Origin of the sequence: Streptomyces sp. NBC_01116 (genome assembly GCF_041435495.1) — a bacterium.
Taxonomy (GTDB): Bacteria; Actinomycetota; Actinomycetes; order Streptomycetales; family Streptomycetaceae; genus Streptomyces.
This window is the reverse complement of sequence record NZ_CP108644.1, coordinates 6,098,026-6,118,392: the sequence shown is the minus strand read 5'-3', so window position 1 is coordinate 6,118,392 and position 20,367 is coordinate 6,098,026. Positions and strand designations below refer to the sequence as shown.

Below are 20,367 nucleotides of genomic sequence, written 5' to 3'. Positions count from 1 at the left end.
AATGCGGGGCGGCTCCGCGAATACGGCGAGCGTTCGGCCCGGCCCGCCAAGGGCAGCGTTACCCGGCGTAGGAGGGCCCGGAAAGGCAGCCTCATTGCCCCGGGTCCAGGACTCTGGGGCCTACTCCCCGCCCGGCCGGACGGTCGAGACTGGCCAGTGATCGAGTGACCGTCCAGAAGGAGCGAGCATGCCGTCGTACCTCACCCCCGGTGTTTACGTGGAGGAGGTGCAGTCCGGAGCGCGGCCCATCGAGGGTGTCGGCACCGCGGTCGCAGCCTTCGTCGGCTTCGCGGGGACGGGCCCCTTCCACCAGCCGACGCTGGTGACCAACTGGGACCAGTACGTGCAGACGTTCGGCGCCTTCACCGCCGACACCTATCTGGCGCACGCCGTCTACGGCTTCTTCGCCAACGGCGGCGGCGCGGCCTACGTCGTGCGCATCGGCGGCCCCGCGGAGGGCACGGCCCAGGGCGCGGTCGCCCAGGCCCCCGCTCCCGTCGCGCTCGGCGGGTTCCTCGTCTCGGCCAAGCCCGGCACGGGCGCCGACCTCTCCGTGGAGATCACCGACGCCGAGGGCGAGAACCCCCCGGAGGACCGCTTCCGGCTGCTGGTGCGCCAGGCCGGCAAGGCCGTGGAGACGTACGACGTCTCGACCCGCAAGAACGTCAAGGGCTATCTGGTCACCCAGGCCCGCGACTCCAAGTTCGTCCAGGTCACCGAGCAGCCCGGCACGGCCCAGAGCCGCCCCGAGAAGCAGACCGTCGCCCTCGCCCCCGCCGCCGCGGGCGCCCCGGGATCCGGTGTGGCGCGGCTCGACGCCTCGGAGTACGTGGGTGACGCCTCCGCGCGTACCGGGTTCTCCGGCCTCGAAGCGATCGACGAGATCACGATGGTCGCCGTCCCGGACCTGATGAGCGCCTTCCAGCGCGGCGACATCGACGCCGAGGGCGTCAAGACCGTACAGCTGGCGGTCATCTCGCACTGCGAGCAGATGGGCGACCGGGTCGCCGTCCTCGACACCCCGCCGGGCATGAACGCCCAGCGGGTGCGCACCTGGCGCAACGAGGACGCCGGTTACGACTCGCGCTACGCGGCTCTCTACTACCCGTGGGTCAAGGTCTTCGACCCGGCGAGCGGCCGCAACTCCCTGGTCCCGCCGAGCGGTCACGTGGCCGGCGTCTGGGCGCGCAGCGACAACGAGCGCGGCGTCCACAAGGCCCCCGCCAACGAGGTCATCCGGGGCGCGGTCGACCTGGAGATCCGCCTCAGCAAGGGCGAGCAGGACCTCCTCAACCCGATCGGCGTGAACTGCGTACGCGCCTTCCCCGGCCGCGGCATCCGCATCTGGGGCGCGCGCACCCTCTCGTCCGACCCGGCCTGGCGCTACCTCAACGTGCGCCGCCTCTTCAACTACCTGGAGGAGTCGATCCTCCTGGGCACGCAGTGGGTGGTGTTCGAGCCGAACGACGACCGCCTCTGGTCGAGCATCCGGCGCAACGTCACCGCCTTCCTCACCGAGGAGTGGCGCCGGGGCGCGTTGTTCGGCCGCACGGCCGAGGAGGCGTTCTACGTCCGGTGCGACCGGAGCAACAACCCGCAGGAGTCGATCGACCTCGGTCAGGTCGTCTGCGAGATCGGGGTGGCCCCGGTGAAGCCCGCGGAGTTCGTGATCTTCCGCCTCTCGCAGTTCTCCGACAGCACCAGCCTCGTCGACGAGTGACCCTCGCGGTTCTCGGCACCCCCCTTAACTTCCCTTTCGAAAAGAACAGGTGACACAGAGTCATGGCAGAGGGCGACGCTCTTTCCACCCACGTCTTCGGCGTACAGCTCGGCGGTTATCTCGTGGAGTCCATCCAGGAGATCAGCGGCCTGACCGTCGAGGAAGAAGTCGTCGAGGTCCGTCAGGTGACCGCCGAGGGCAAGCAGATCATCCGCAAGCAGCCGGGCGCCCGGCAGGCGGGCGAGGTGACGATCACCCGCGGGCTCGACCAGAGCAGCGAGTTCACCACCTGGATCAAGGAGACCCTCAACAACGGGGCCGTCGACACCGCGCGGCAGAACCTCACGATCGAGATCAAGGACTCGACCGGTGAGACCGTCCGCCGCATCCAGCTGATGCAGGGCTGGGCCTCCAAGTGGGAGGGCCCCTCCCTCAAGGCCGGCGAGTCCAGCGCGGCGACCGAGACGGTGACCATCACCTTCGAGGAGATCGTGGTCGAATGAGGCGCCGGACCGTTACGCCGGGCAGCGGCCTTGAAGAGGTCCTGGACAACCTCGCCGCGGCGCCCGCCGCACGCGAGGAGACCTCCGCGCCCGCGCCCGCCCGCCCCCGGGAACGGGAACGGGACACTCTGCAGACGGAGTTCGCCTTCGAGCTGCCGCGCGGGTACGTCGACGACGAGGGCCACGTGCACCGCGGCGGCACCATGCGGCTCGCGACCGCCCGGGACGAGCTGCGCCCGCAGATCGACCTGCGGGTGAAGGAGAACCCGGCGTATCTGTCCGTGGTGCTGCTGAGCCAGGTGATCACCCGGCTCGGCACGGTCACCGATGTCCACGCCGGGATCGTCGAGCGGATGTACGCGACCGACGTGGCGTTCCTCCAGGACTTCTACCGCCGGATCAACAGCGAGGGCCACACACATGCCGCGGTGACCTGCCCGCTGTGCCACGGGTCGTTCGAGGTGGACCTCTCGGGTGGGCGCCTGGGGGAATCGTGACGTACGCGCTTCCCCGGCTGCGGGAGGAGATCGCGTACGTCGCCTACCACTTCCATTGGCAGCGTGAGGACATTCTCGACCTCACCCACGGCGAGCGTCAGCAGTGGGTGCGGGAGATAGCGCGGATCAACACCCGCGTCAACGAAGGCGGGTGATCGTGTGGGGCTCGGGGACTTGCTGCGCCGGGCGGACCGGCAGCGCTCCGGCGTACCCTCGCGCGAGGGCGGCGGGCACGCCGACGTGTCGGCCGTACCCGCTCCCGCCCCGGACGCCGGCCCTGCTTCCGCTGCCGGTACCGGCTCGGACTCCGGTGGCGGTTCAGGCTCCGGCGTCGGTTCCGGCCCCGGAGTCGGTTCCGGCTCCGACTCCGGTTCCGGTTCCTCGGCGGCTTCCGGCGGGGACGGCGGTGGCTGGGACGGCGGTTGGCGGCGCGTGGCCCCGCCGTCGGTGACCGTCGCCCGGTCCTCGATCGGCGTGAGCGACGGGCTGCGGTTCCGCTCGCGTCTCGCCTCCTGGCAGAACCCGACGCTCGGCGGCGAACTCGGCCACGCCGTCCTGCCGTCCGCCCCGGTCGGCCTCATCCACGGCGTCGCCCGCCCGGGCGGCGCACGGTCCGCCTCTCCCGGCGGCCCGCTGCTGCTGCGCGCGGTCCGGCCTCCGGACGCCGACGAACCCGCCGGTCCCGCGACGGACCTGCCGTCCGCCTCGGTGAACCGGGCGACGGGCAGGGGCAGGGGCAGCGGGACGAACGGCGGTACGGGAACGGGGAGGCCGGGCCCTGGATCGCCGCCGGTCCAGCGGTCGGGCGCGGCGCGTGGCGCGGCCTCGTCCGCCGCGAACCGGTCGCCTTCGGGCGGACCGGGGCCGTCCGGCGGATCTGGTGCGTCCGGTGGACCGAGCACATCCGGTGCACCGGGCACGTCCGGTGGCCGGGATACGTCCGGCGGATCGGGTGCGTCGCGCGCGTCGGGTGCGTCGGGTGCGTCGGGATCAGCAGTCCCGGCCGGCTCCGCTGCTCCGTCCCGGTCGTCCATGTCCTCCGGTGCGCGCGCGTCCTCCACCGCCGCCGTACGTCCGCAGCGGATCGCCCCGCCGCTGATCGTCGCCCGCCGTCCGGCGATGCCGCTGCGGCAGATCGCCGGGCTCATGCCCGCCACCCCCACCCCCGCCCCCGCCACCGCCACCGCCCCTTCCGCTTCTTCCCCGTCCTCCGGTGCTCCGTCATCGGCCGCACGGTCCGCGCCGGCTGCCGCCGCCTCCGTCCAGCGGGCCGAGTCCGAGCGGCGGAGCGGTCCGGACCGTACGGTTCCGGAGTACGGCACCCCGTCTCCCGGCCGTCCCGCCGACCGGCCCGCCGCCGATGTGGTCCGTCCCGCCCTGGGCAAGCCGCTGCGCGAGATGCCCGCCGGAGCCAGGCCGGCCAGCACCGACGGACCGGCCGGCGTCGTTCCGTCCGCGCCCGCGACGGCCCACCCCGCGGCGGGGATGCCGGTGCTCCAGCGCCAGGCAGCTGACCCGCCGAGCGCGCCGAACCTTCCGGCCACGCCGTCCGCGGCCCGTTCGACGGGCTTGACCGGCTCGACGAAGGCGCCCGGGTCCGGGCCCCGGCCCGGGCCTGCGCCGGCGGCCGCACGGCAGCAGCGGTCGACGCCGGACGACCGGACCCAGCCATCTCCATCACCCCGGTCCTCCGAGCGCGCCCGACCGTCCGATCCCCCGACGGCATCGGGCCCTTCCCCCGCGGTGGGCTCGGCCCCGCGGGCCGGCGCCTCCGGCGGCGCACGGGCCCGCGCGCGGGGCGGGATCGGCACACCGCTGCCCTCGCTGCCGCCCACCGCCCGGCTCGGCGGCGACGCGCCACTGCTCGGCGACCGCGCCTCCGCCGCCGCGCGGCCGGATCCGGGCCGGGCCCAGGGCCCCGGGCCCGCTGGCGCGGCCCACGCTCCGGCACCGTCGGCCCCGCCCTCCGCGATGCCGGTGCGATCGGCCACGGTCACCCCCTCGGTGCCCGCCGCGCCCTCAGCACCATCAGCGCCTTCAACGCCTTCAACGCCCGCCGCGTCGTCGCCCGGAGCCGCCGCCGTCCAGCGCGCTGCGGCGCCCGCCCGTGCCCGCACCGGTCCGGCCTCCGCCGCTCCCCCGCCGCCCGTACGCATCCGGCCGATCGCCCGGGACCGTACGGATCGGGGCTCCGGCAGTACGACGCTGTCACCGTCGCAGTCCCCGTCGCCCAGGGGCCAGCGGTCACGGACTCTGCTCTCCGGTCGCGCACTGACGGTGAACACCGGTTCCGCCGAGGGGTTTTCGGCACCGCCCACGACAACGGCGGGCGGCAGCGCCGCGCGCCCGGTCGTGGCGGCCACCTGGCGGCGCGACCTGGACCGGCCGGGCACCGGCACTCCCTCACCGGGCCACCCCGCCGGCGTACGCACCAGTGGCGGACCGGGCACCGGCCCCCGGCAGCCCGCGTCCTCCGGTACGGCTGCCGGGCCCGTGGTCCAGCGCTCGGCGACCGCGAACCCCGCACACGGCGGCGGCAGCACCTCCACCGACCCGGCCCCGGGCGCCGCGGCCCGCGGCACCGGTCCCACCGGCCGGCGCGGCGGCGAGGAGCCGGGGCGCGTCCCGGCGCCCACGGCCGCTTCCGCCGGGCGCGGCCCGTCCGCCGGCGGCGTGCTCCAGCGACTCGTACGATGGTCCGGGCGGGCCGGCACGCCCGCGCCCATGCCGCCCGGCACGCCGCAGCGGTCACCGCGTCGGGCTTCCGGGCAGGCGCCGGACCACGAGGCTCCGCAGCAGAGTTCCGCACGGCACAGCGCCCCGGCCCCTGCTGCTGTCCCTTCCTCTGCCCCTCTCCCGGCTCCGCTCCCGGGTCCTGTCGTGCAACGCTCCGCGTCGCTCCCGCACGCCCTGCCCTCCCGGCCGGGTAAGCCGTCAGGGCCGTCGGCGCCGTCCATGCCTTCGGCATCCGCGACCGCCCCCGGCACGCGACCCGTTCCCGTCGTCCGGCCGCATCCCCCCGCGGCGGCGCGTCCGGAGGCCGCCGTACCCGTACAGCGGCTGGCGCTGCCGGTGGTGCCCGACCGTGCAGGTCCACCGGTCACCGGTCCGGTCCCCGTGGGCGGAGCCGCTCCCGGCGGACCGCCCGGTCTCTCCGTACGGGTGCCGCCCCGCCCGCCCGCGCGGCCCGCCGGAGCGGCTCGTCCGGAGAGCAGGGCGCAGGCTGTCCAGCGCGCGGCGGCGAACGCCGGGATCACCGGGGTTCCCGTGCAGGCGGCCCCGGCGAAGCCCGCGGCCGGGGCGACGGGCGCGGCCACCGGCTCCGACGACGCCTCCGACGCTGCGCCGGCGAACCGGCTGAGCGGAACGGAGATCGAGGAGCTGGCCCGCCGTCTCCTCGACCCGGTGAGCCGGCTCCTCCGTGCCGATCTGCGCCGGGGAAGGGAGCGCAGCGGACGGCTGCACGACGGCCGCCGCTGACCGCCCGACCGCCCGCGCGCCCCTCGGCGCCCCGCACGACCCGTACGAGACAGCAGAGAAGACGAGAGACCCATGACGGACAACATCTTCGCGACGAGCGTGTTCTTCAAGCTCGCGATCGGCGGCAGCGACCTGGGCGCGTTCCACACCTGCTCCGGCCTGGGCGCCGAGGTGGAGATGGAGACGTACGCCGAGGGCGGCAACAACGGTTTCACCTGGCAGCTGCCGGGGCGGATCACCTGGACGAACATCACGCTGACCCGCCCGGTGACCACCGACACCCTCAAGATCGCGCGCTGGCTGAACGAGACGATCCAGCGGGTCGAGCCCAAGGACGGCGAGATCGTGGCGCTGCGCCCCGACCTCAGCCGGATCATCAGCTGGCAGGTGCACGGCATCGTGCCGGTGCGCTGGCAGGGGCCCTCCTTCGATCCGGCCAACTCCCAGGCGGCGATCGAGACGCTGGAGATCGCGCACGGGGGCCTGGAGCCCTCCTGACCGACCCCAACGGCACCAACGCATCCGCCAGGAACCGGACGAAGGAAGGAGGAACGCAATGTCACCCGCTCTCCGCGCGAGCCGCGCTCGCGCCCAGCTGACCATCATGGAACCGCCGTCGACCGTCGGCGCCAAGCCCGGCGGGGCGCTCGCCCGTCTCACGTTGCAGTTCAACCCGTCGAAGCTGTCGCTGAGCAAGACCACCGAGTGGCGGCGCACTCCGTCCCGGATGGCCGGGCAGTCCGCGCTGCCCGAGTTCGTCGGCAGCGGGCCGCGGGCCCTGTCGCTGGAGGTCTTCCTGGACGCCACCGCCACGCACGACAACTCCGTGGAGAAGGCGGTGGAGCAGTTGATGACCGCGTGTGTCCCCACCCCCAGGAGTCTGGCCCGCAAGACGCCCGCCAGCCCCTGGGTGCGCTTCGACTGGGGGACGTCCAAGACGACCTCGTTCGACGGGGTGCTCTCCAACCTCTCGGTCTCCTACACCCTGTTCGACGTCGACGGGAAGCCGCTGCGCGCCACCTGCTCCCTGTCGATCGAGGAGGCGAGCATCGGCCCGGCCGGCCAGAACCCCACCTCGGGTTCGAAGGAGGCACGGCGCACGCACCGGGTCGTGGCCGGGGACAGCCTGCCGCTGCTGGCCTGGCGGGAGTACGGCGACGCCACCGCCTGGCGGACCATCGCGCACGCCAACGACATCGACGACCCCATGCAGTTGACGCCCGGCCGGGAGCTGCTGGTGCCCGGCCGTGCGGACCACCTGACGGAGGAGAGCCGATGAGCGGCAAGGAAGCCCCCGGCCGTTCCTTCGCCGCCGACCCCGTCGTCGAGGCGCCCGCCGCGCTGCCCGCCGCCTGGGCCACCCAGCTGGTGAGCTGTGTGGTCGACGAGAACGTGGGTCTGCCGGACACCGCCGTCCTGATGTACCGGGACCCCGACCACACCTTCCTCACCGCTACCGGCATCGGCATGGGCACCCCCCTGAAGATCTCGGTCGTCACCGCGCGGGACCGGGCGCCCGAGCGGCTGTTCACCGGGGAGGTCACGGCGGTCGAGCTGGACACCGACACCACCGGATCGTTCACCGTCGTGCGGGCGTTCTCCAAGGCGCACCGGCTCCAGCGCGGCCGGAAGGTCATGGCGTACCGGAACATGAAGACGGCGGACATCGTCCGCAAGGTCGCCGCCGGCGCGGGTCTGGCCGTCGGGCGGGTCGAGGCCGCGCCGGTCACGTACAAGCAGGTGACCCAGCCGAACGTGTCGGACTGGGAGTTCCTCCAGCACCTCGCGGCCGAGAGCGGGGCCACCGTGCGGGTGGACGACAAGGGCCGGCTCCAGTTCACCAGGCCGGACCCCGCCTCCTCGGCCCCCTCGCCCTCGACCTCCGCCGCGAACGACCCGATGGTCCTGGAGTACGGGAACAACCTGCTGGCCCTGCGCGCCGTGCTGACCGGGGCGGACGGGGCGGACAGCGTCGAGGTGCGCGGCTGGAACGTCGACACCAAGACCCGGCTGGTGGCCCGGCAGCAGTCCGTCCGCAGCGACACCGTCGCCCCGGGGATGAGCCCGTCGACGGCGGCAAAGATGTTCGGCTCGGGCTCCCGGACGACGATCGCCGACACCCCGTACCGCACCCAGGCGGAGACCCGCGCCGTGGCCGGTGCGCTGGCCGCGTCGGTCAGCGCCGGCTTCGGGGAGATCGAAGCCGTCGCGTACGGGAACCCGCAGCTGCGGGCCGGTATGCCGGTGGCCCTCGGCAACGTGGGGCCCGCGTTCTCCGGCCGCTACACGGCGACCGCCGCGCACCACGTCCTCGAACCGGACACCGGCTACCGCACGACGGTGATCGTCAGCGCCTCGCCGGACCGCTCGCTCTCCGGCCTGGCCTCCGGCGGCAACGCCCCGTCGCGCGGCCCGCGCATGCCGGGCCTGGCGATCGGGGTGGTCACCGACATCCGCGAGGAGGGCAGGGGCCAACGCGGCTGGGTGCGGCTGAAGTTCCCGTGGCTCGACGACACGTACGTCACCGACTGGGTCCGCACCGTGCAGTGGGGCGGCCAGGGCGGCGGCGGGGTGTTCAGCCCCGAGGTCAACGACGAGGTGCTGGTCGGGTTCGAGCAGGGGCTGCTGGACAGCCCGTATGTGCTCGGCGGTCTCTACAACGGGGTGGACAAGCCCTCGCCGCACGACGTCCCGCTGGTCGACCCGACGAGCGGAAAGGTCAACCGCCGTTCCCTGGTGTCCCGTTCGGGCAACCGGCTGGAGCTGCTCGACGCCCCGCGCGGCCCGTCCGGGGTGCGCATCGCCAGCGGTGACAAGCGGCTCGACGTGATGCTCGACGAGAAGAAGGGCGAGATCACGCTGTCGGTGAAGGCCCGCGGCGGCACCCGGGAACTCAGCTCGGTGACGCTGTCCGCTTCGGGCATCACGCTCGACGCGGGGGCCACGGGCGACGTGAACATCACGGGGCGCTCGGTGACCGTCAACGGCAGGACGGGGGTCACGGTCGACGGCGGACTGCTCGCGGTCCTCAAGGCCAAGCTCATCAGGATCAACTGACCGCCCGCCCGCCGCCCGTGCGCCTCCCACCGATCCGCCTCCCGTCCGTCCATCCATCCGCCGCGAAGCCCGCTTGCCCCGAAGCCCCCTTTCACCGCTAGGAGAACCCCGGCCATGCCCCCCGCAGCCCGCACGGGCGACAGCACCGCCCACGGCGGTCTCATCGGCACCCCGCCCCCGGGTGCGGTGGCCGTGGCCACCGTGCTCATCGGCGGCCGGCCCGCGGCCGTCACCGGGAGCCTCCACGTGTGCGTCGTCCCTCCGCACGCCGCGCTCGGGCCGGGCAACGTGATCATGCCCAACCCGGCCGGGGCGCTCACCGGCCAGGTGCTGATCGGCGGGCTGCCCGCCGCCCGGATGCGGGACAACACCAGCTGCGGCGCGCCCATCATCAGCGGTGCGCTGAACGTCCTGATCGGAGGCCCGATGTGAGCGGCGGCGGATTCATCGGGCGCGGCTGGGGCTTCCCGCTGCGGGTCGGGCCGACGGGCGGGATCGCGCTGGTCGAGCGGGACCGGGAGATCGAGGAGGCGATCGGGCTGATCCTCGGCACCGCGCCGGGCGAGCGGCCGATGCGCCCGGAGTTCGGCTGCGGCATCCACGACTACGTCTTCGCGCCCGGCGACGGGGCGACGGCCGGGCGGATCGCGCAGGAGGTCCGCACCTCGCTGGAGCGGTGGGAGCCGCGCATCGAGGTGACGGACGTGGTGATCGCGTTCGACGCCATCGAGGAGGGCACGCTCTACATCGACGTGCACTACACCGTGCGGGCCACCAACGACCTGCGCAACCTCGTCTTTCCCTTCTACACGATCCCGTCGTCGGAGGGCTCTTCCGAGGGCCCGTCCCAGGCCGCTCGGGAAGCGGGAGTGCTCTGATGGCCCTGCCTTCGCCCAACCTGGACGACCGGCGCTTCCAGCAGCTCGTCGACGAGGCCAAGCGGTACGTCCAGCAGCGCTCCCCCGAGTGGACCGACCACAACGTGTCGGACCCCGGGGTCACGCTGATCGAGACGTTCGCGTACCTCGTCGACCAGTTGCTGTACCGGCTGAACCGCGTGCCGGACAAGAACTACGCGGCCTTCCTCGACCTGCTGGGCGTGACCCTGTTCCCGCCGGCCGTGGCGCGGGCCGAGATCGACTTCTGGCTGTCCGCGCCGCAGCCGGAGACCGTGCACCTCCTGGCCGGTACGGAGGTGGCGACCGCGCGCGGGGAGGCCGAGGAGCCGGTGGTGTTCTCCACCTCCGACGACCTGCCGATCGTGCCGAGTTCGCTGGTCCGGCTGGTCACCGCCCCGGTGTCGGGCGAGCAGACGGACCGGACGGGACCGCTCGGGGCGGGCAAGGACATCCCGTGCTTCCAGGCCCGCCCGGAGCCCGGTGACGCCCTGCTGTTCGGGCTGCCGACGGCCGTGCCCCGGTGCATCGTCGCCGTCCGCCTCGACAGCCGGGTGGAGGGCGTGGGCGTCGACCCGCGTCAGCCGCCGCTGGTGTGGGAGGCGTGGGACGGGGCCCGCTGGGTGACGTGCGTGACCGGCACCGACAGCACCGGCGGGCTGAACAGGCCGGGCGAGGTCGTCGTGTTCGTCCCGGCCGGGCACACCGCCTCCGTCGTGGCGGGGACCCGGGCGGGGTGGCTGCGCTGCCGGGTGACCGCCCCGGAGCCGGGCCAGCCGTTCTACTCGGAGTCGCCGACGATCCGGGAGGCCGAGGTGTTCACGGTCGGCGGCACGGCGCCGGCCGAGCACGCGGAGACCGTCCTCGACGTGCCCCTCGGGGTGTCCGAGGGCGTCGCCGGGCAGCGGTTCTCGGTGAGCCGGGCGCCGCTGCTGCTGGACGGGGAGCCGCCGGTCGTCCAGGTGTCGACGGACGAGGGCTGGCAGGTGTGGACCCCGGTCGAGCACTTCGGCGCGTCCGGCCCCGGTGACCGGCACGTGCGGATCGACGCCGTCGCCGGGGAGTTCGCGTTCCCGCCGGAGGTGCGGGAGCCGGACGGCACGATGCGCGCGTACGGCGCGGTGCCGGAGAAGGGCGCCCAGCTGCGCGTTCCGCGCTACCGGACCGGCGGCGGCGCGGCGGGCAACGTCGCCCGGGGCGCGATCGCCGTCCTGCGCAGTTCGGTGCCGTACGTCGCGGGCGTGAACAACCGCGAGGCGGCGACCGGCGGCGTCGACGGGGAGACCGTGGAGAACGCGAAGGTCCGCGCGCCCAACATCCTGCGGGTGCAGGAGCGGGCGGTGACGGCCGAGGACTACGAGGTCATCGCCCGGGAGGCCGCGCCGTCGCTGCGCCGGGTGCGGTGCCTGCCGGCCGTGGCGGGCGAGGCCGGTGCGGTACGGGTGCTGGTGGTGCCCGACGCGACCGCCGACGAGGACGGCCGGCTGCGGTTCGAGCAGCTGATCCCGTCGGACCCGGTGCTCGCGGCGGTCACCGAGCGGCTCGACGAGCGGCGGCTGGTCGGCACCCGGCTGGTCGTGGAACCGCCCGCCTACCAGGGCGTCACCGTCGTCGCCCGGCTGGTGGCCGCGCCCGGCGATGTGGACCGGGTCCGGGCCGAGGCGCTGGAGGCGCTGTTCCGGCACATCGATCCGTTGCGGGGCGGGGCGGACGGCCAGGGGTGGCCGTTCGGCAGGCCGGTGCAGTACGGGGAGGTCTTCGCCGTGCTCCAGAGCGTGGAGGGCGCCGGTCTGGTGGAGGACGTCCGGCTGTTCCCGGCGGACCCGATCACCGGGCGGCGCGGGGCGGCGGTGGACCGGGTCGACGTGGCGCCGGGGGCGTTGGTCTTCTCGCACCAGCACCAGGTGGTGGTCACCGCGAACGGGGCCGGTGAGAGCGCATGACGCGGGCCGCGGTCCCCGGGCTGCCCAGCCGGTACCCGATCGGCGAACTGCTGCCCGCCCTGTACGCGGACGACGACCTGGCCCAGCGGTTCACGGCGGGCCTGGACACGGTGCTGGCCCCGGTCCTGTCCACCCTGGACAACCTGCCCGCCTACTTCGACCCGTCACTGGCCCCGGCCGACTTCCTGCCCTGGCTGGCGTCCTGGGTGGGCGTCGGGACCGATCCGGCGTGGCCGGTCGAGCTGCGCCGGGCGGTCGTCGCGCGCGCCGTCGAGCTGCACCGGTGGCGCGGCACGCGGCGGGGCCTCGTCGAGCGGCTGCGGCTCTGCTGCGGTGTGCACGCGGACGTCCGGGACGGCGGGGGCGCCACCTGGTCGGCCGAGCCGGGCGCGGCTCTCCCGCCGCCGCCGACCGGTGAACTGCTCGTCCGGGTCTGGCCGGTGCGCGAGGGCGTCACGGTGGACGCCCGCCGCGTCCTGGACGTCGCCACCGCCTCGTGCCCCGTCCACCTCACCTGCCGGGTGGAGGTCCTGCCGGGCCCGCCCGGAGAGCCCGAACAGACAGGAAGCTGACGTGATGCGTTCGTGCCCGGCGTGCGGTACGGCCAACGGCGAGAGTGACGACTTCTGCGGCAACTGCGGCGGTTACCTGGGCTGGTCCTCCCAGCCCACGCGGCCGACGCGAGCGGCGGCCCCGGAACCGGAGCAGGAGCGGGAACCGGAGCCGGAGCCGGAGCGGCAGCCGGACCGCGAGCCGGAGCCGGAAGCGGACGCACCGGCGGCGGAGGCCGGGCCCTCGTCGGCACCGGGCACGGCCCCGGAACCGGCCGGGCAGCCGCCGACGAGGCCGACGGCGAGGACGACGACGCCGCAGCCCGCTCCGGACCCGGGTCCGCCCGCGCTGCCGCCCGCCCCCGCACCGGCTCCTGCGCCCGCGCCTGCCGCTGCGCCTTCGCCTTCGCCTGCGCCTGCGCCTTCGCCTTCGCCTGCGCCTTCGCCTTCGCCTTCGCCTTCGCCTTCGGAGCGATCCGAACAGCCGCCGCGCCCCGAGCAGCCGCCCGCGCCGCCCCGGTCGGCCCCCGCTCCCACCCCCATACCGCCGCAGCCCACCACGCCACCGGCCCGGCCCGTACCCGTGACACCGCCCGTGCCTCCGGTGCGGCCCGCTCCCGCTCCCGTACGCCCCGGGATTCCGGCCTCGGCACCAGCCACCGCACCGGCTTCCCGGAGTGCGTCCGGGACGACGGACGAGGAGAACGAACCGATCGGGGCGGTGCGGCCGGCCAAGCCCGTGGCCCGGCGGCCCGTGGTGCGGCCGGTGGCGGCGGACGAGGCCCCGGACGGCCCGCCCTGCCCGGCCTGCGGCACGCCGAATCTCGCGGGGCGTCAGTTCTGCCGGCGGTGCGCCGCTCCGCTCCGGACCCGGGAGCAGCCCGCCGCCCTGCCGTGGTGGCGCACCGTGTGGCCGTTCCGCCGCCGGGTGCGCGGCGGTTCGGGCCGGGCGCTGCGCCGGACGCTGCTGGTCCTGGTCGTGGCCGGACTGCTGCTCGCGGGCTTCCTGTTCTTCCCGCTCGGCCGCTACGTCTTCGAGGACGTCCGGGACAAGCTCGGCGGCACGGCGGAGATCAGCCCCACCGGGGTGGACGCCAGTGCCTCGGCGCCCGGTCACCCGGCGAGTGCGGCGATCGACAGCCTGACGAACAGGTACTGGGGCGCCCCCGAGCTCGGCGCGTCGCTGACCTCCTCCTTCCGGACGCCGTTCCGGCTGGTCGGCGTCGTGGTCTACACGGGTGTGTCGAAGGAGCCGCAGGAGTTCCGGAGGGGTGCGCGGCCGACCCGGGCGGAGCTGATCGTCACCACGAAGGACGACAAGGTGCACACGAAGACGGTGACCTTCAACGACAAGCCCGGCAAGCAGGAGACACGGCTGGGCATCAGCGACGTCGTCTCCGTCCGGCTGGTGCTGCGGGAGGCGACCGGCCAGGGCGAGGGCCGGCCGATCGCGGTCGGCGAGATCGAGTTCTTCAAGCGCACCTGAGCAGGCGCCCGAGCCGGAGGCCGTCACTCCACCCTTCGCCCGACACTCCCGGCGCCACTTCGGTCACTGCCGTTCCCGGGGCCCCCTGAGGTCACCAACTACCCTGGAGCGGTCAGAGAGTTATTGACGATCAAACATTTTCGGTCACACATGACTTCCCTCCGCGCTCCCACCCGGGGTTGACTGGGCACGACCCTGGGTGACGCACCCGCCCGCCGGCTCGCCTCCCCTGCCCTGGCGCCGCGGGCTCCCTGCGGAGGAAGGAGGACAGCGATGGCACTCCCACCTCGCACGTCGCCCCGCCCGCCCGGTCGCCGGGCTCCCGGCCGCCGCCTCCGGGCCGGCCCGTCCCCTGCCCGATCACCCGGAACGCGTCGTTCACATCGTCCGCCCGTATTCATCAGACGAGGGGCAGCAATGCGCCATATCACTTTACCGGCGTTTCATATGCCGTTCCAGAGTGCCGGATGTCATCCAGGCCTGGCGGAAACCCGTGGGGCAGCCTGGGAATGGGCCGCGTCCGAAGGGCTCGACCTGTCCGCGCCGGCCCGGAAGAAGATGATCCGGACCCGCCCGGAACTATGGATTTCCCTCATCTTCCCGCAGGCCACACAGAAGCATCTCGACCTCTTCTGTCAATGGCTCTTCTGGGCCTTCCTGGTGGACGACGAGTTCGACGACGGCCCGGCCGGACGCAATCCGCTGATGTGCGAGACGGCGATCACCCGCCTGGTGGACGTCCTCGACGGGGCCACGCCGAGCGGCCCGATGGAGCGGGCCCTCGCCGGACTGCGGGACCGCACCTGCCGCGGCCGGTCGCCGCAGTGGAACCGGCAGTTCCGCCGGGATACGGCAGCCTGGCTGTGGACGTACTACGCCGAGGCCGTCGAGCGTGCCGCCGGGCAGGTGCCGAGCCGGGCCGAATTCGCCAAGCACCGGCGGGATTCGGTCGCCATGCAGCCCTTTCTCTGTCTGCACGAGATCACCGCCGGAATCGACCTCCCGGATTCCGCCCGGAGCCTGCCCGCGTATATCGCCCTGCGGAACGCGGTCACCGATCATTCCGGGCTCTGCAACGACATCTGTTCCTTCGAGAAGGAAGCAGCTCTCGGGTACGAGCACAACGCCGTACGGCTGATTCAGCGCGACCGGGGCTGCACCCTCCAGGAAGCGGTCGACGAGGCCGGTATCCAACTGGCCCGGATTGCCGAGCGGGTACAGCGGGCGGAAAGGGAACTGATCGAGGAAATCGAGGCTGCGGGCATCGGCGGCCCGACCCGGGCGGCCCTGGAACGCTGTGTCCAGGACTACCGGGGACTCGTCCGGGGCGACTTCGACTACCACGCGCGCGCCGAGCGCTACACCCGCCCGGATCTGGTGGAACGGGACGAGCGGGACGCGCTGTCCCAGCACTTCGCCGCCTGAACGCCCCGGTCCGCGACGACCGTCTTCGCAAGGCACGGCGGCCCGGGAACCGCCTGCCGCGCCCGGGAGGCGGTTCCCGGGCCGCCGTGACCACCCGACCGTTTCCCGCCGGACGGCGGCAGGGCGGAGCGGGGCGCGGTCCGGTCGCATGGAAGACTGAGAATCGCAAGGATGTCCCGGGTCGCCCCCACCGGCCGGGCCGACGCACGTGTCGTGCCCCCGGTCAGCGGCTGACCGGCCGGAGTGCCCTGCCTTCCAGCCAACGTCGTCCCCGGGGAAACACACGTGAGAGCACAGCGAAGAGTTTGGGCCACGGCCGCCGTCACGACGGCGGCCGTGGCGGGTGTCCTGGTGTTCCAGGGCGTGACCGGCGCCTCCGACGCCGACCGCGACGGGCGGGCGGCGGACGCCAAGTCCGCCCCGGTGGAGGCCGATGTGCACAAGGCCGCGCTGAAGACCTCGCCGGACGGCGGCTCCGCGACGCTCGCGCGTCGCTCCACCGAACCGTTCAGCCTGCTCGGCGTCACCTGGACCGATCCCGCCGCCAAGGTCACGGGGAGCGTCGAGGCCCGTACCCGCTCCGCCGCCACCGGCGAATGGACCGGCTGGCTGCCCCTGGACACCGAGATCGACGGGCGCACCGAGACCGGCCGGTCCGGCGTCCGCGGCACCACCGAACCCCGCTGGGTCGGCCCCTCCGACGGCGTCGAGGTCCGCGTCCGGGCCGGGGACGGCGCCCGGTCCGGGCTGCCCGCGGGGCTGCGCCTCGACACGGTCGACCCAGGCGGCACCAGCACCCCGCTCGCCGCCGAACCGGCCGCGTTCGCCATCGACGAGACCCCCACCGAGGAACCCGCGCCCGGCGACGAGCCCCCGGTCACCCCGCCCGCGGAGGACCCGGTCCAGGAGCCCACGGACGAGCCGGCGCCCACGCCGACCACCGAGACCCCGGCACCGCCGAGCCCCCCGCCGAGCCCGAGCACCGAGCCCCCGACGCCGTCCGCCACGGCGACGACGCCCACCGCCACACCGACGCCGACGCTCACGCCCGGCCCGCCGTCCACCGTTCCCCGGCCGCCGATCGTCTCCCGGGCGGACTGGAAGGCGGACGAGTCGCTGAGCACCGAGGCGCCCGACTACCTGGACGGGGTCAAGGCCGTCTTCGTCCACCACACGGCGCAGACGAACGCGTACTCCTGCGCCGACTCGGCGGCCATCGTGCGCGGTCTGCACACGTACCACGTGGAGTCGAACGGCTGGAAGGACCTCGGCTACAACTTCATCGTCGACAAGTGCGGCACGGTCTTCGAGGGCCGCAAGGGCGGTGTGGACCGTCCGGTGATGGGCGCACACACCTACGGCTTCAACCGGGACACCACCGGAATCGCCGTGATCGGCATGTACACCGAAACCAAGGCCGCGACCGCGGCGACCACCGCGGTCGCCCGGGTCGCCGCGTGGAAGCTCGGCCAGTACCAGGGCGACCCGGCCGGTTCCGTCCAGCTCACCGCCGGGGCGAACGGCGGCAACTTCGCCGGCCAGTCGTTCGTCGCGGGCAGGGCCTACCCCTTCCGGCAGATCTCCGGACACCGGGACGGGTTCAACACCCAGTGCCCCGGCGGCAGTCTCCACGCCCAGCTCCCGGCCATCCGCTCGCTGGCCGCCGGGCCCGTCACCGGTCTCACCATCGCCTCGGTGACCGGGGCGAACGCCTCCGGCTCCACGTACTACACCCGGTCGAAGATCACCGTCGGCTGGAAGGCGACCACCCCCTCCTCCTTCGTCAAGGGCTATGAACTGCTCGTCGGCGGGAAGCCGGTGGCCACGGTCAAGGGCAATGTCACCTCGGCCTCGGCCACCCTCGCCGCGGGCAAGCACTCCGTGCAGGTCCGGGCCACCCACCAGTCGGGGAAGACCTCCCTGTCCCCGGTCGCGACCGTGGTCGCCGACACCGCGCCGCCGGTCTTCTCCACCAAGCCGGCCCTCGCCCTGCGCACCGGCACGGTGAGCACCACCGCCGTCCCGCTCACCCTGAAGTGGAAGGCCACCGACGCCGCCTCCCTCAAGGAGGTCCGGCTGACCGCCCCCGTCGCGAAGACCTACGGCCCGACCACGGGCAGCGCCTCGCACACCGCGAAGCCCGCCAAGGCCACCGCCTGGAAGATGACGGCGTACGACCACGCGGGCAACACGGCCGCCGCCTCGGTCTCCGGCACCCCGGTGATCCTCCAGGAGTCCGCCGCCGAGAAGGGCGGGAAGTGGACCACGAAGTCCTCCGGCAGCTACCTGGGCGGCAAGTCGTACTCCAGCGGCACCAAGGGCGCCAGCCTGACCTGGACGTTCACCGGCCGGTCAGCCGCCTGGGTGGTGTCACGGGCCGCCACTTCGGGGCAGGCATACGTCTATGTCGACGGGAAGAAGGCCGCCACGGTGGACCTGAAGTCCTCGGCCACGAAGTACCGGCAGGCGATCTGGACGAAGTCCTGGTCCACCGGCGCCAAGCACACCGTCAAGATCGTGGTCGTCGGCACGAAGGGCCGGCCGGCCCTGACCACGGACGGGCTGGTCTACCTGAAGTAGCCGCCCGGACCACCGCACCGCGAGAGGGGTGGGCATATGTCCGACATCGTGGCGGGGACCTCCCCGCGGGTGAGGACGGTGCACGGCACCGTGCGCGGTGCGGTGGAGCGGGGCGTCGCGGTATTCCTCGGCATCCCGTACGCGGCTCCGCCGGTGGGCGCGGAGCGGTTCCGCGCGCCGAGGCCGCCCGAGCCGTGGACGGGGGTGCGCGAGGCCGTGGCGTACGGCCCGACGGCCCCCAAGCGGCCCTACGCCCCGCCGCTGGACCGGCTGCTGCCGGATCCGGAGGTGCCGGGCGACGGCTGGCTCAACCTCAACGTGTGGACGCCGTCCCCCGGGGCCGCCGGGCTTCCCGTCCTGGTGTGGATCCACGGCGGCTCGCTGGTGCACGGCTCCTCGGCGGTGCCGGTGTACGACGGGACCGCGTTCGCCCGGGACGGGGTGGTCCTCGTCTCGGTCAACTACCGCTTGGGCGTCGAGGGCTTCGGGGTCTTCCCGGACGCGCCCGCCAACCGGGGGCTCCTGGACCAGCTGGCCGCCCTGGAGTGGGTGCGCGACAACATCGCGGCGTTCGGCGGCGACCCGGACCGGGTGACGGTGGCCGGGGAGTCGGCGGGGGCGGTCAGCATCGCCGCCCTGCTGGCCTCGCCCCGGTCGGCGGGGCTGTTGCGGCGGGCGGTGCTCCAGAGCGGGGCGCCCGCCGCGCTGCCGCCCGCCGCCGCGCGCGGCACGACCGGGCTGATCGCGAAGCGGCTCGGGGTGGCCGCGACGGCCGCCGCGCTGGCGGCCGTGGACCCACAGGCGCTGCTGGCCGCGCAGACCGAGGTCACCAGCGGCGGGAACCCGCTGACCGGCCGCGCCTCCTTCCAGCTGGTCGTGGACGGCGAACTGCTGCCCCACGACCCGGTGGAGGCGCTGCACGCGGGCGCGTCCGCCGGGATCGACGTGCTGCTGGGGACGAACACCGAGGAGTACCGGCTCTGGTTCGTGCCCGGCGGCCTCACCGAGAGCATCGGTGAACTACGGCTCCGCCTCGCCCTGCTGAAGTTCAGGGTGCCAGGTGCCACCGCCCGCGCCTACCGTGCCAACCGCCCGGACGCCACCCCCGGCGAGATCCTCGGCGCGCTCGCCACGGACCTGCTGCTGCGGGTCCCGCTCAACCGGCTGGCCGACGCCCGGACGCGGACGCCGGGTGCCACGTACGTGTACGAGTTCGGCTGGCCCACCCCCGTACAGCGCCTGGGCTCCTGTCACGCGCTGGAGCTGGGCTTCGTCTTCGACACGCTCGCCCACCCCGACACGGTGGCCCTGACCGGCCCGGACGCCCCGCAGGAGCTGGCGGACGCGATGCACCGGGCGTGGGTGGACTTCGTGACGGTGGGGGATCCGGGGTGGCCGTCCTGGGACGCGCGCCGGCCTGTGACCGTCTTCGGTCCGGGCGCTCCGGAGCTGGTCCTGGCCCCGCGCGACGACGAGTTGCGCGGCTGGAAGCCGTACAGGCGCTGAGGCCGCGCGGGGAGACCCGGTGCGGGCCGGGCCGGGGTCACCGCTGCCGCGCCGTATCGGCGGGCGGCGCGCTCAGGCGCAGCCGGGTGAGGACGGCGGGGCGGGCGAGGCCGGGCATGATCAGCGCCCACAGGGCGCTGACCTGCTGGTGCAGGGCGTCGCGCTCGTCGAGGGCGAGTGCGAGCAGCTGTACTCCGCTGTAGCAGCCGACGATGGTCCGGGAGGCCTCCTCCGGGGTGACGTGGTCCTGGAGTTCGTCGGCGGCACGGGCGGATTCGAGGACGGCGGTGACGGCCCCGAGCGGGCCGGCGTAGCTTTCGGCGGTCAGGTAGGGGCCCGGTTCGATCGACAGGCGCACGGCGGCCCGCAGGACGGGGTCCTCCAGGATGCCCGCGGTGTAGAGGTGGCTGACGTCGATCAGCGCCTGGAGCCAGACCCTGGGGGCCGGGCCCGCGTCCGCCTGCTCGGAGATCTGCCGGAAGAACGCGTGCTGGCGGTCCAGGATCGCGTTGCCGAGCTGTTCCTTGCCCTCGAAGTGGTGGTGGAGGGCCCCGCGGGAGACTCCGGCCCGGCGCAGGATCTCGGAGGTCGACGCACCGGCGTACCCGGTCTGGTCGATCACGACTCCGGCGGCCTCGACGAGCCGCCGGGCCGTGTGCTCGCCGCGGTCCCCGCTCTCCCCGTGCTCCCGCATCGCCGTCACGCCTCCCTCGGTCGCCTCCG

General features: G+C 74.1%; 17 protein-coding genes. 16 read left to right on the top strand and 1 reads right to left on the bottom strand.

Annotated elements, in window-relative coordinates; all coding sequences use genetic code 11:
• Window positions 1-187 precede the first annotated feature (187 nt).
• The 16 genes from OG245_RS27070 (at window position 188) to OG245_RS26995 (ending at window position 19,644) form a co-directional block, all read left to right on the top strand.
• Window positions 188-1,720, top strand: a complete 1,533-nt coding sequence (locus tag OG245_RS27070) for a phage tail sheath family protein (RefSeq protein WP_371626023.1) — start codon at window positions 188-190, stop codon at window positions 1,718-1,720.
• Between the two features lie 62 nt (window positions 1,721-1,782).
• Window positions 1,783-2,223: a phage tail protein gene (locus OG245_RS27065; RefSeq protein WP_084749514.1), complete on the top strand. Its 441-nt coding sequence runs from the start codon at window positions 1,783-1,785 to the stop codon at window positions 2,221-2,223.
• A complete protein-coding gene (locus tag OG245_RS27060; RefSeq protein ID WP_371626022.1) occupies window positions 2,220-2,720 on the top strand; it encodes a hypothetical protein in 501 nt (166 codons plus the stop codon). The genes OG245_RS27065 and OG245_RS27060 overlap by 4 nt, the downstream gene beginning before the upstream one ends.
• Window positions 2,717-2,875, top strand: a complete 159-nt coding sequence (locus tag OG245_RS27055) for a DUF6760 family protein (protein WP_003966147.1) — start codon at window positions 2,717-2,719, stop codon at window positions 2,873-2,875. Before OG245_RS27060 ends, OG245_RS27055 begins: the two co-directional genes overlap by 4 nt.
• A gap of 2,800 nt (window positions 2,876-5,675) precedes the next feature.
• Entirely contained in the window at window positions 5,676-6,200 is a 525-nt protein-coding gene (locus OG245_RS27050; RefSeq protein WP_371626021.1) for a hypothetical protein, read from the top strand.
• A 72-nt stretch (window positions 6,201-6,272) separates the two neighbouring features.
• The gene (locus tag OG245_RS27045; protein WP_371626020.1) at window positions 6,273-6,698 is read left to right on the top strand and encodes a phage tail protein; all 426 of its coding nucleotides are present in this window, start codon (window positions 6,273-6,275) and stop codon (window positions 6,696-6,698) included.
• Window positions 6,699-6,756: 58 nt separating this feature from the next.
• A complete protein-coding gene (locus OG245_RS27040) occupies window positions 6,757-7,479 on the top strand; it encodes a LysM peptidoglycan-binding domain-containing protein (RefSeq protein ID WP_371626019.1) in 723 nt (240 codons plus the stop codon).
• The gene (locus OG245_RS27035; RefSeq protein ID WP_371626018.1) at window positions 7,476-9,257 is read left to right on the top strand and encodes a VgrG-related protein; all 1,782 of its coding nucleotides are present in this window, start codon (window positions 7,476-7,478) and stop codon (window positions 9,255-9,257) included. The genes OG245_RS27040 and OG245_RS27035 overlap by 4 nt, the downstream gene beginning before the upstream one ends.
• Before the next feature lie 114 nt (window positions 9,258-9,371).
• A complete protein-coding gene (locus OG245_RS27030) occupies window positions 9,372-9,689 on the top strand; it encodes a PAAR domain-containing protein (RefSeq protein ID WP_371626017.1) in 318 nt (105 codons plus the stop codon).
• Entirely contained in the window at window positions 9,686-10,135 is a 450-nt protein-coding gene (locus tag OG245_RS27025; protein WP_371626016.1) for a GPW/gp25 family protein, read from the top strand. The genes OG245_RS27030 and OG245_RS27025 overlap by 4 nt, the downstream gene beginning before the upstream one ends.
• Window positions 10,135-12,096 (top strand): putative baseplate assembly protein, encoded by a 1,962-nt coding sequence (locus tag OG245_RS27020; RefSeq protein ID WP_371626015.1) that lies wholly within the window; start codon window positions 10,135-10,137, stop codon window positions 12,094-12,096. The genes OG245_RS27025 and OG245_RS27020 overlap by 1 nt, the downstream gene beginning before the upstream one ends.
• Entirely contained in the window at window positions 12,093-12,668 is a 576-nt protein-coding gene (locus OG245_RS27015; protein WP_371626014.1) for a phage tail protein I, read from the top strand. Before OG245_RS27020 ends, OG245_RS27015 begins: the two co-directional genes overlap by 4 nt.
• Before the next feature lie 700 nt (window positions 12,669-13,368).
• A complete protein-coding gene (locus OG245_RS27010; protein ID WP_371626013.1) occupies window positions 13,369-14,133 on the top strand; it encodes a zinc ribbon domain-containing protein in 765 nt (254 codons plus the stop codon).
• A gap of 447 nt (window positions 14,134-14,580) precedes the next feature.
• Complete coding sequence (locus OG245_RS27005) at window positions 14,581-15,558, top strand: terpene synthase family protein (protein ID WP_371626012.1); 978 nt, start codon at window positions 14,581-14,583, stop codon at window positions 15,556-15,558.
• Window positions 15,559-15,843: 285 nt separating this feature from the next.
• The gene (locus tag OG245_RS27000; RefSeq protein WP_371626011.1) at window positions 15,844-18,138 is read left to right on the top strand and encodes an N-acetylmuramoyl-L-alanine amidase; all 2,295 of its coding nucleotides are present in this window, start codon (window positions 15,844-15,846) and stop codon (window positions 18,136-18,138) included.
• A gap of 36 nt (window positions 18,139-18,174) precedes the next feature.
• The gene (locus OG245_RS26995; protein WP_371626010.1) at window positions 18,175-19,644 is read left to right on the top strand and encodes a carboxylesterase/lipase family protein; all 1,470 of its coding nucleotides are present in this window, start codon (window positions 18,175-18,177) and stop codon (window positions 19,642-19,644) included.
• 37 nt (window positions 19,645-19,681) lie between these two features.
• Here the strand turns inward: OG245_RS26995 and OG245_RS26990 are convergent, their stop codons facing one another.
• Entirely contained in the window at window positions 19,682-20,338 is a 657-nt protein-coding gene (locus tag OG245_RS26990; protein ID WP_371628000.1) for a ScbR family autoregulator-binding transcription factor, read from the bottom strand.
• Window positions 20,339-20,367 lie beyond the last annotated feature (29 nt).

Coding starts and splice junctions, on each gene's coding strand:
- OG245_RS27070 (WP_371626023.1), top strand. CDS start 188: ATGCCGTCGTACCTCACCCCCGGTGTTTACGTGGAGGAGGTGCAGTCC.
- OG245_RS27065 (WP_084749514.1), top strand. CDS start 1,783: ATGGCAGAGGGCGACGCTCTTTCCACCCACGTCTTCGGCGTACAGCTC.
- OG245_RS27060 (WP_371626022.1), top strand. CDS start 2,220: ATGAGGCGCCGGACCGTTACGCCGGGCAGCGGCCTTGAAGAGGTCCTG.
- OG245_RS27050 (WP_371626021.1), top strand. CDS start 5,676: ATGCCTTCGGCATCCGCGACCGCCCCCGGCACGCGACCCGTTCCCGTC.
- OG245_RS27045 (WP_371626020.1), top strand. CDS start 6,273: ATGACGGACAACATCTTCGCGACGAGCGTGTTCTTCAAGCTCGCGATC.
- OG245_RS27040 (WP_371626019.1), top strand. CDS start 6,757: ATGTCACCCGCTCTCCGCGCGAGCCGCGCTCGCGCCCAGCTGACCATC.
- OG245_RS27035 (WP_371626018.1), top strand. CDS start 7,476: ATGAGCGGCAAGGAAGCCCCCGGCCGTTCCTTCGCCGCCGACCCCGTC.
- OG245_RS27030 (WP_371626017.1), top strand. CDS start 9,372: ATGCCCCCCGCAGCCCGCACGGGCGACAGCACCGCCCACGGCGGTCTC.
- OG245_RS27020 (WP_371626015.1), top strand. CDS start 10,135: ATGGCCCTGCCTTCGCCCAACCTGGACGACCGGCGCTTCCAGCAGCTC.
- OG245_RS27015 (WP_371626014.1), top strand. CDS start 12,093: ATGACGCGGGCCGCGGTCCCCGGGCTGCCCAGCCGGTACCCGATCGGC.
- OG245_RS27005 (WP_371626012.1), top strand. CDS start 14,581: ATGCCGTTCCAGAGTGCCGGATGTCATCCAGGCCTGGCGGAAACCCGT.
- OG245_RS26995 (WP_371626010.1), top strand. CDS start 18,175: ATGTCCGACATCGTGGCGGGGACCTCCCCGCGGGTGAGGACGGTGCAC.
- OG245_RS26990 (WP_371628000.1), bottom strand. CDS start 20,338: ATGCGGGAGCACGGGGAGAGCGGGGACCGCGGCGAGCACACGGCCCGG.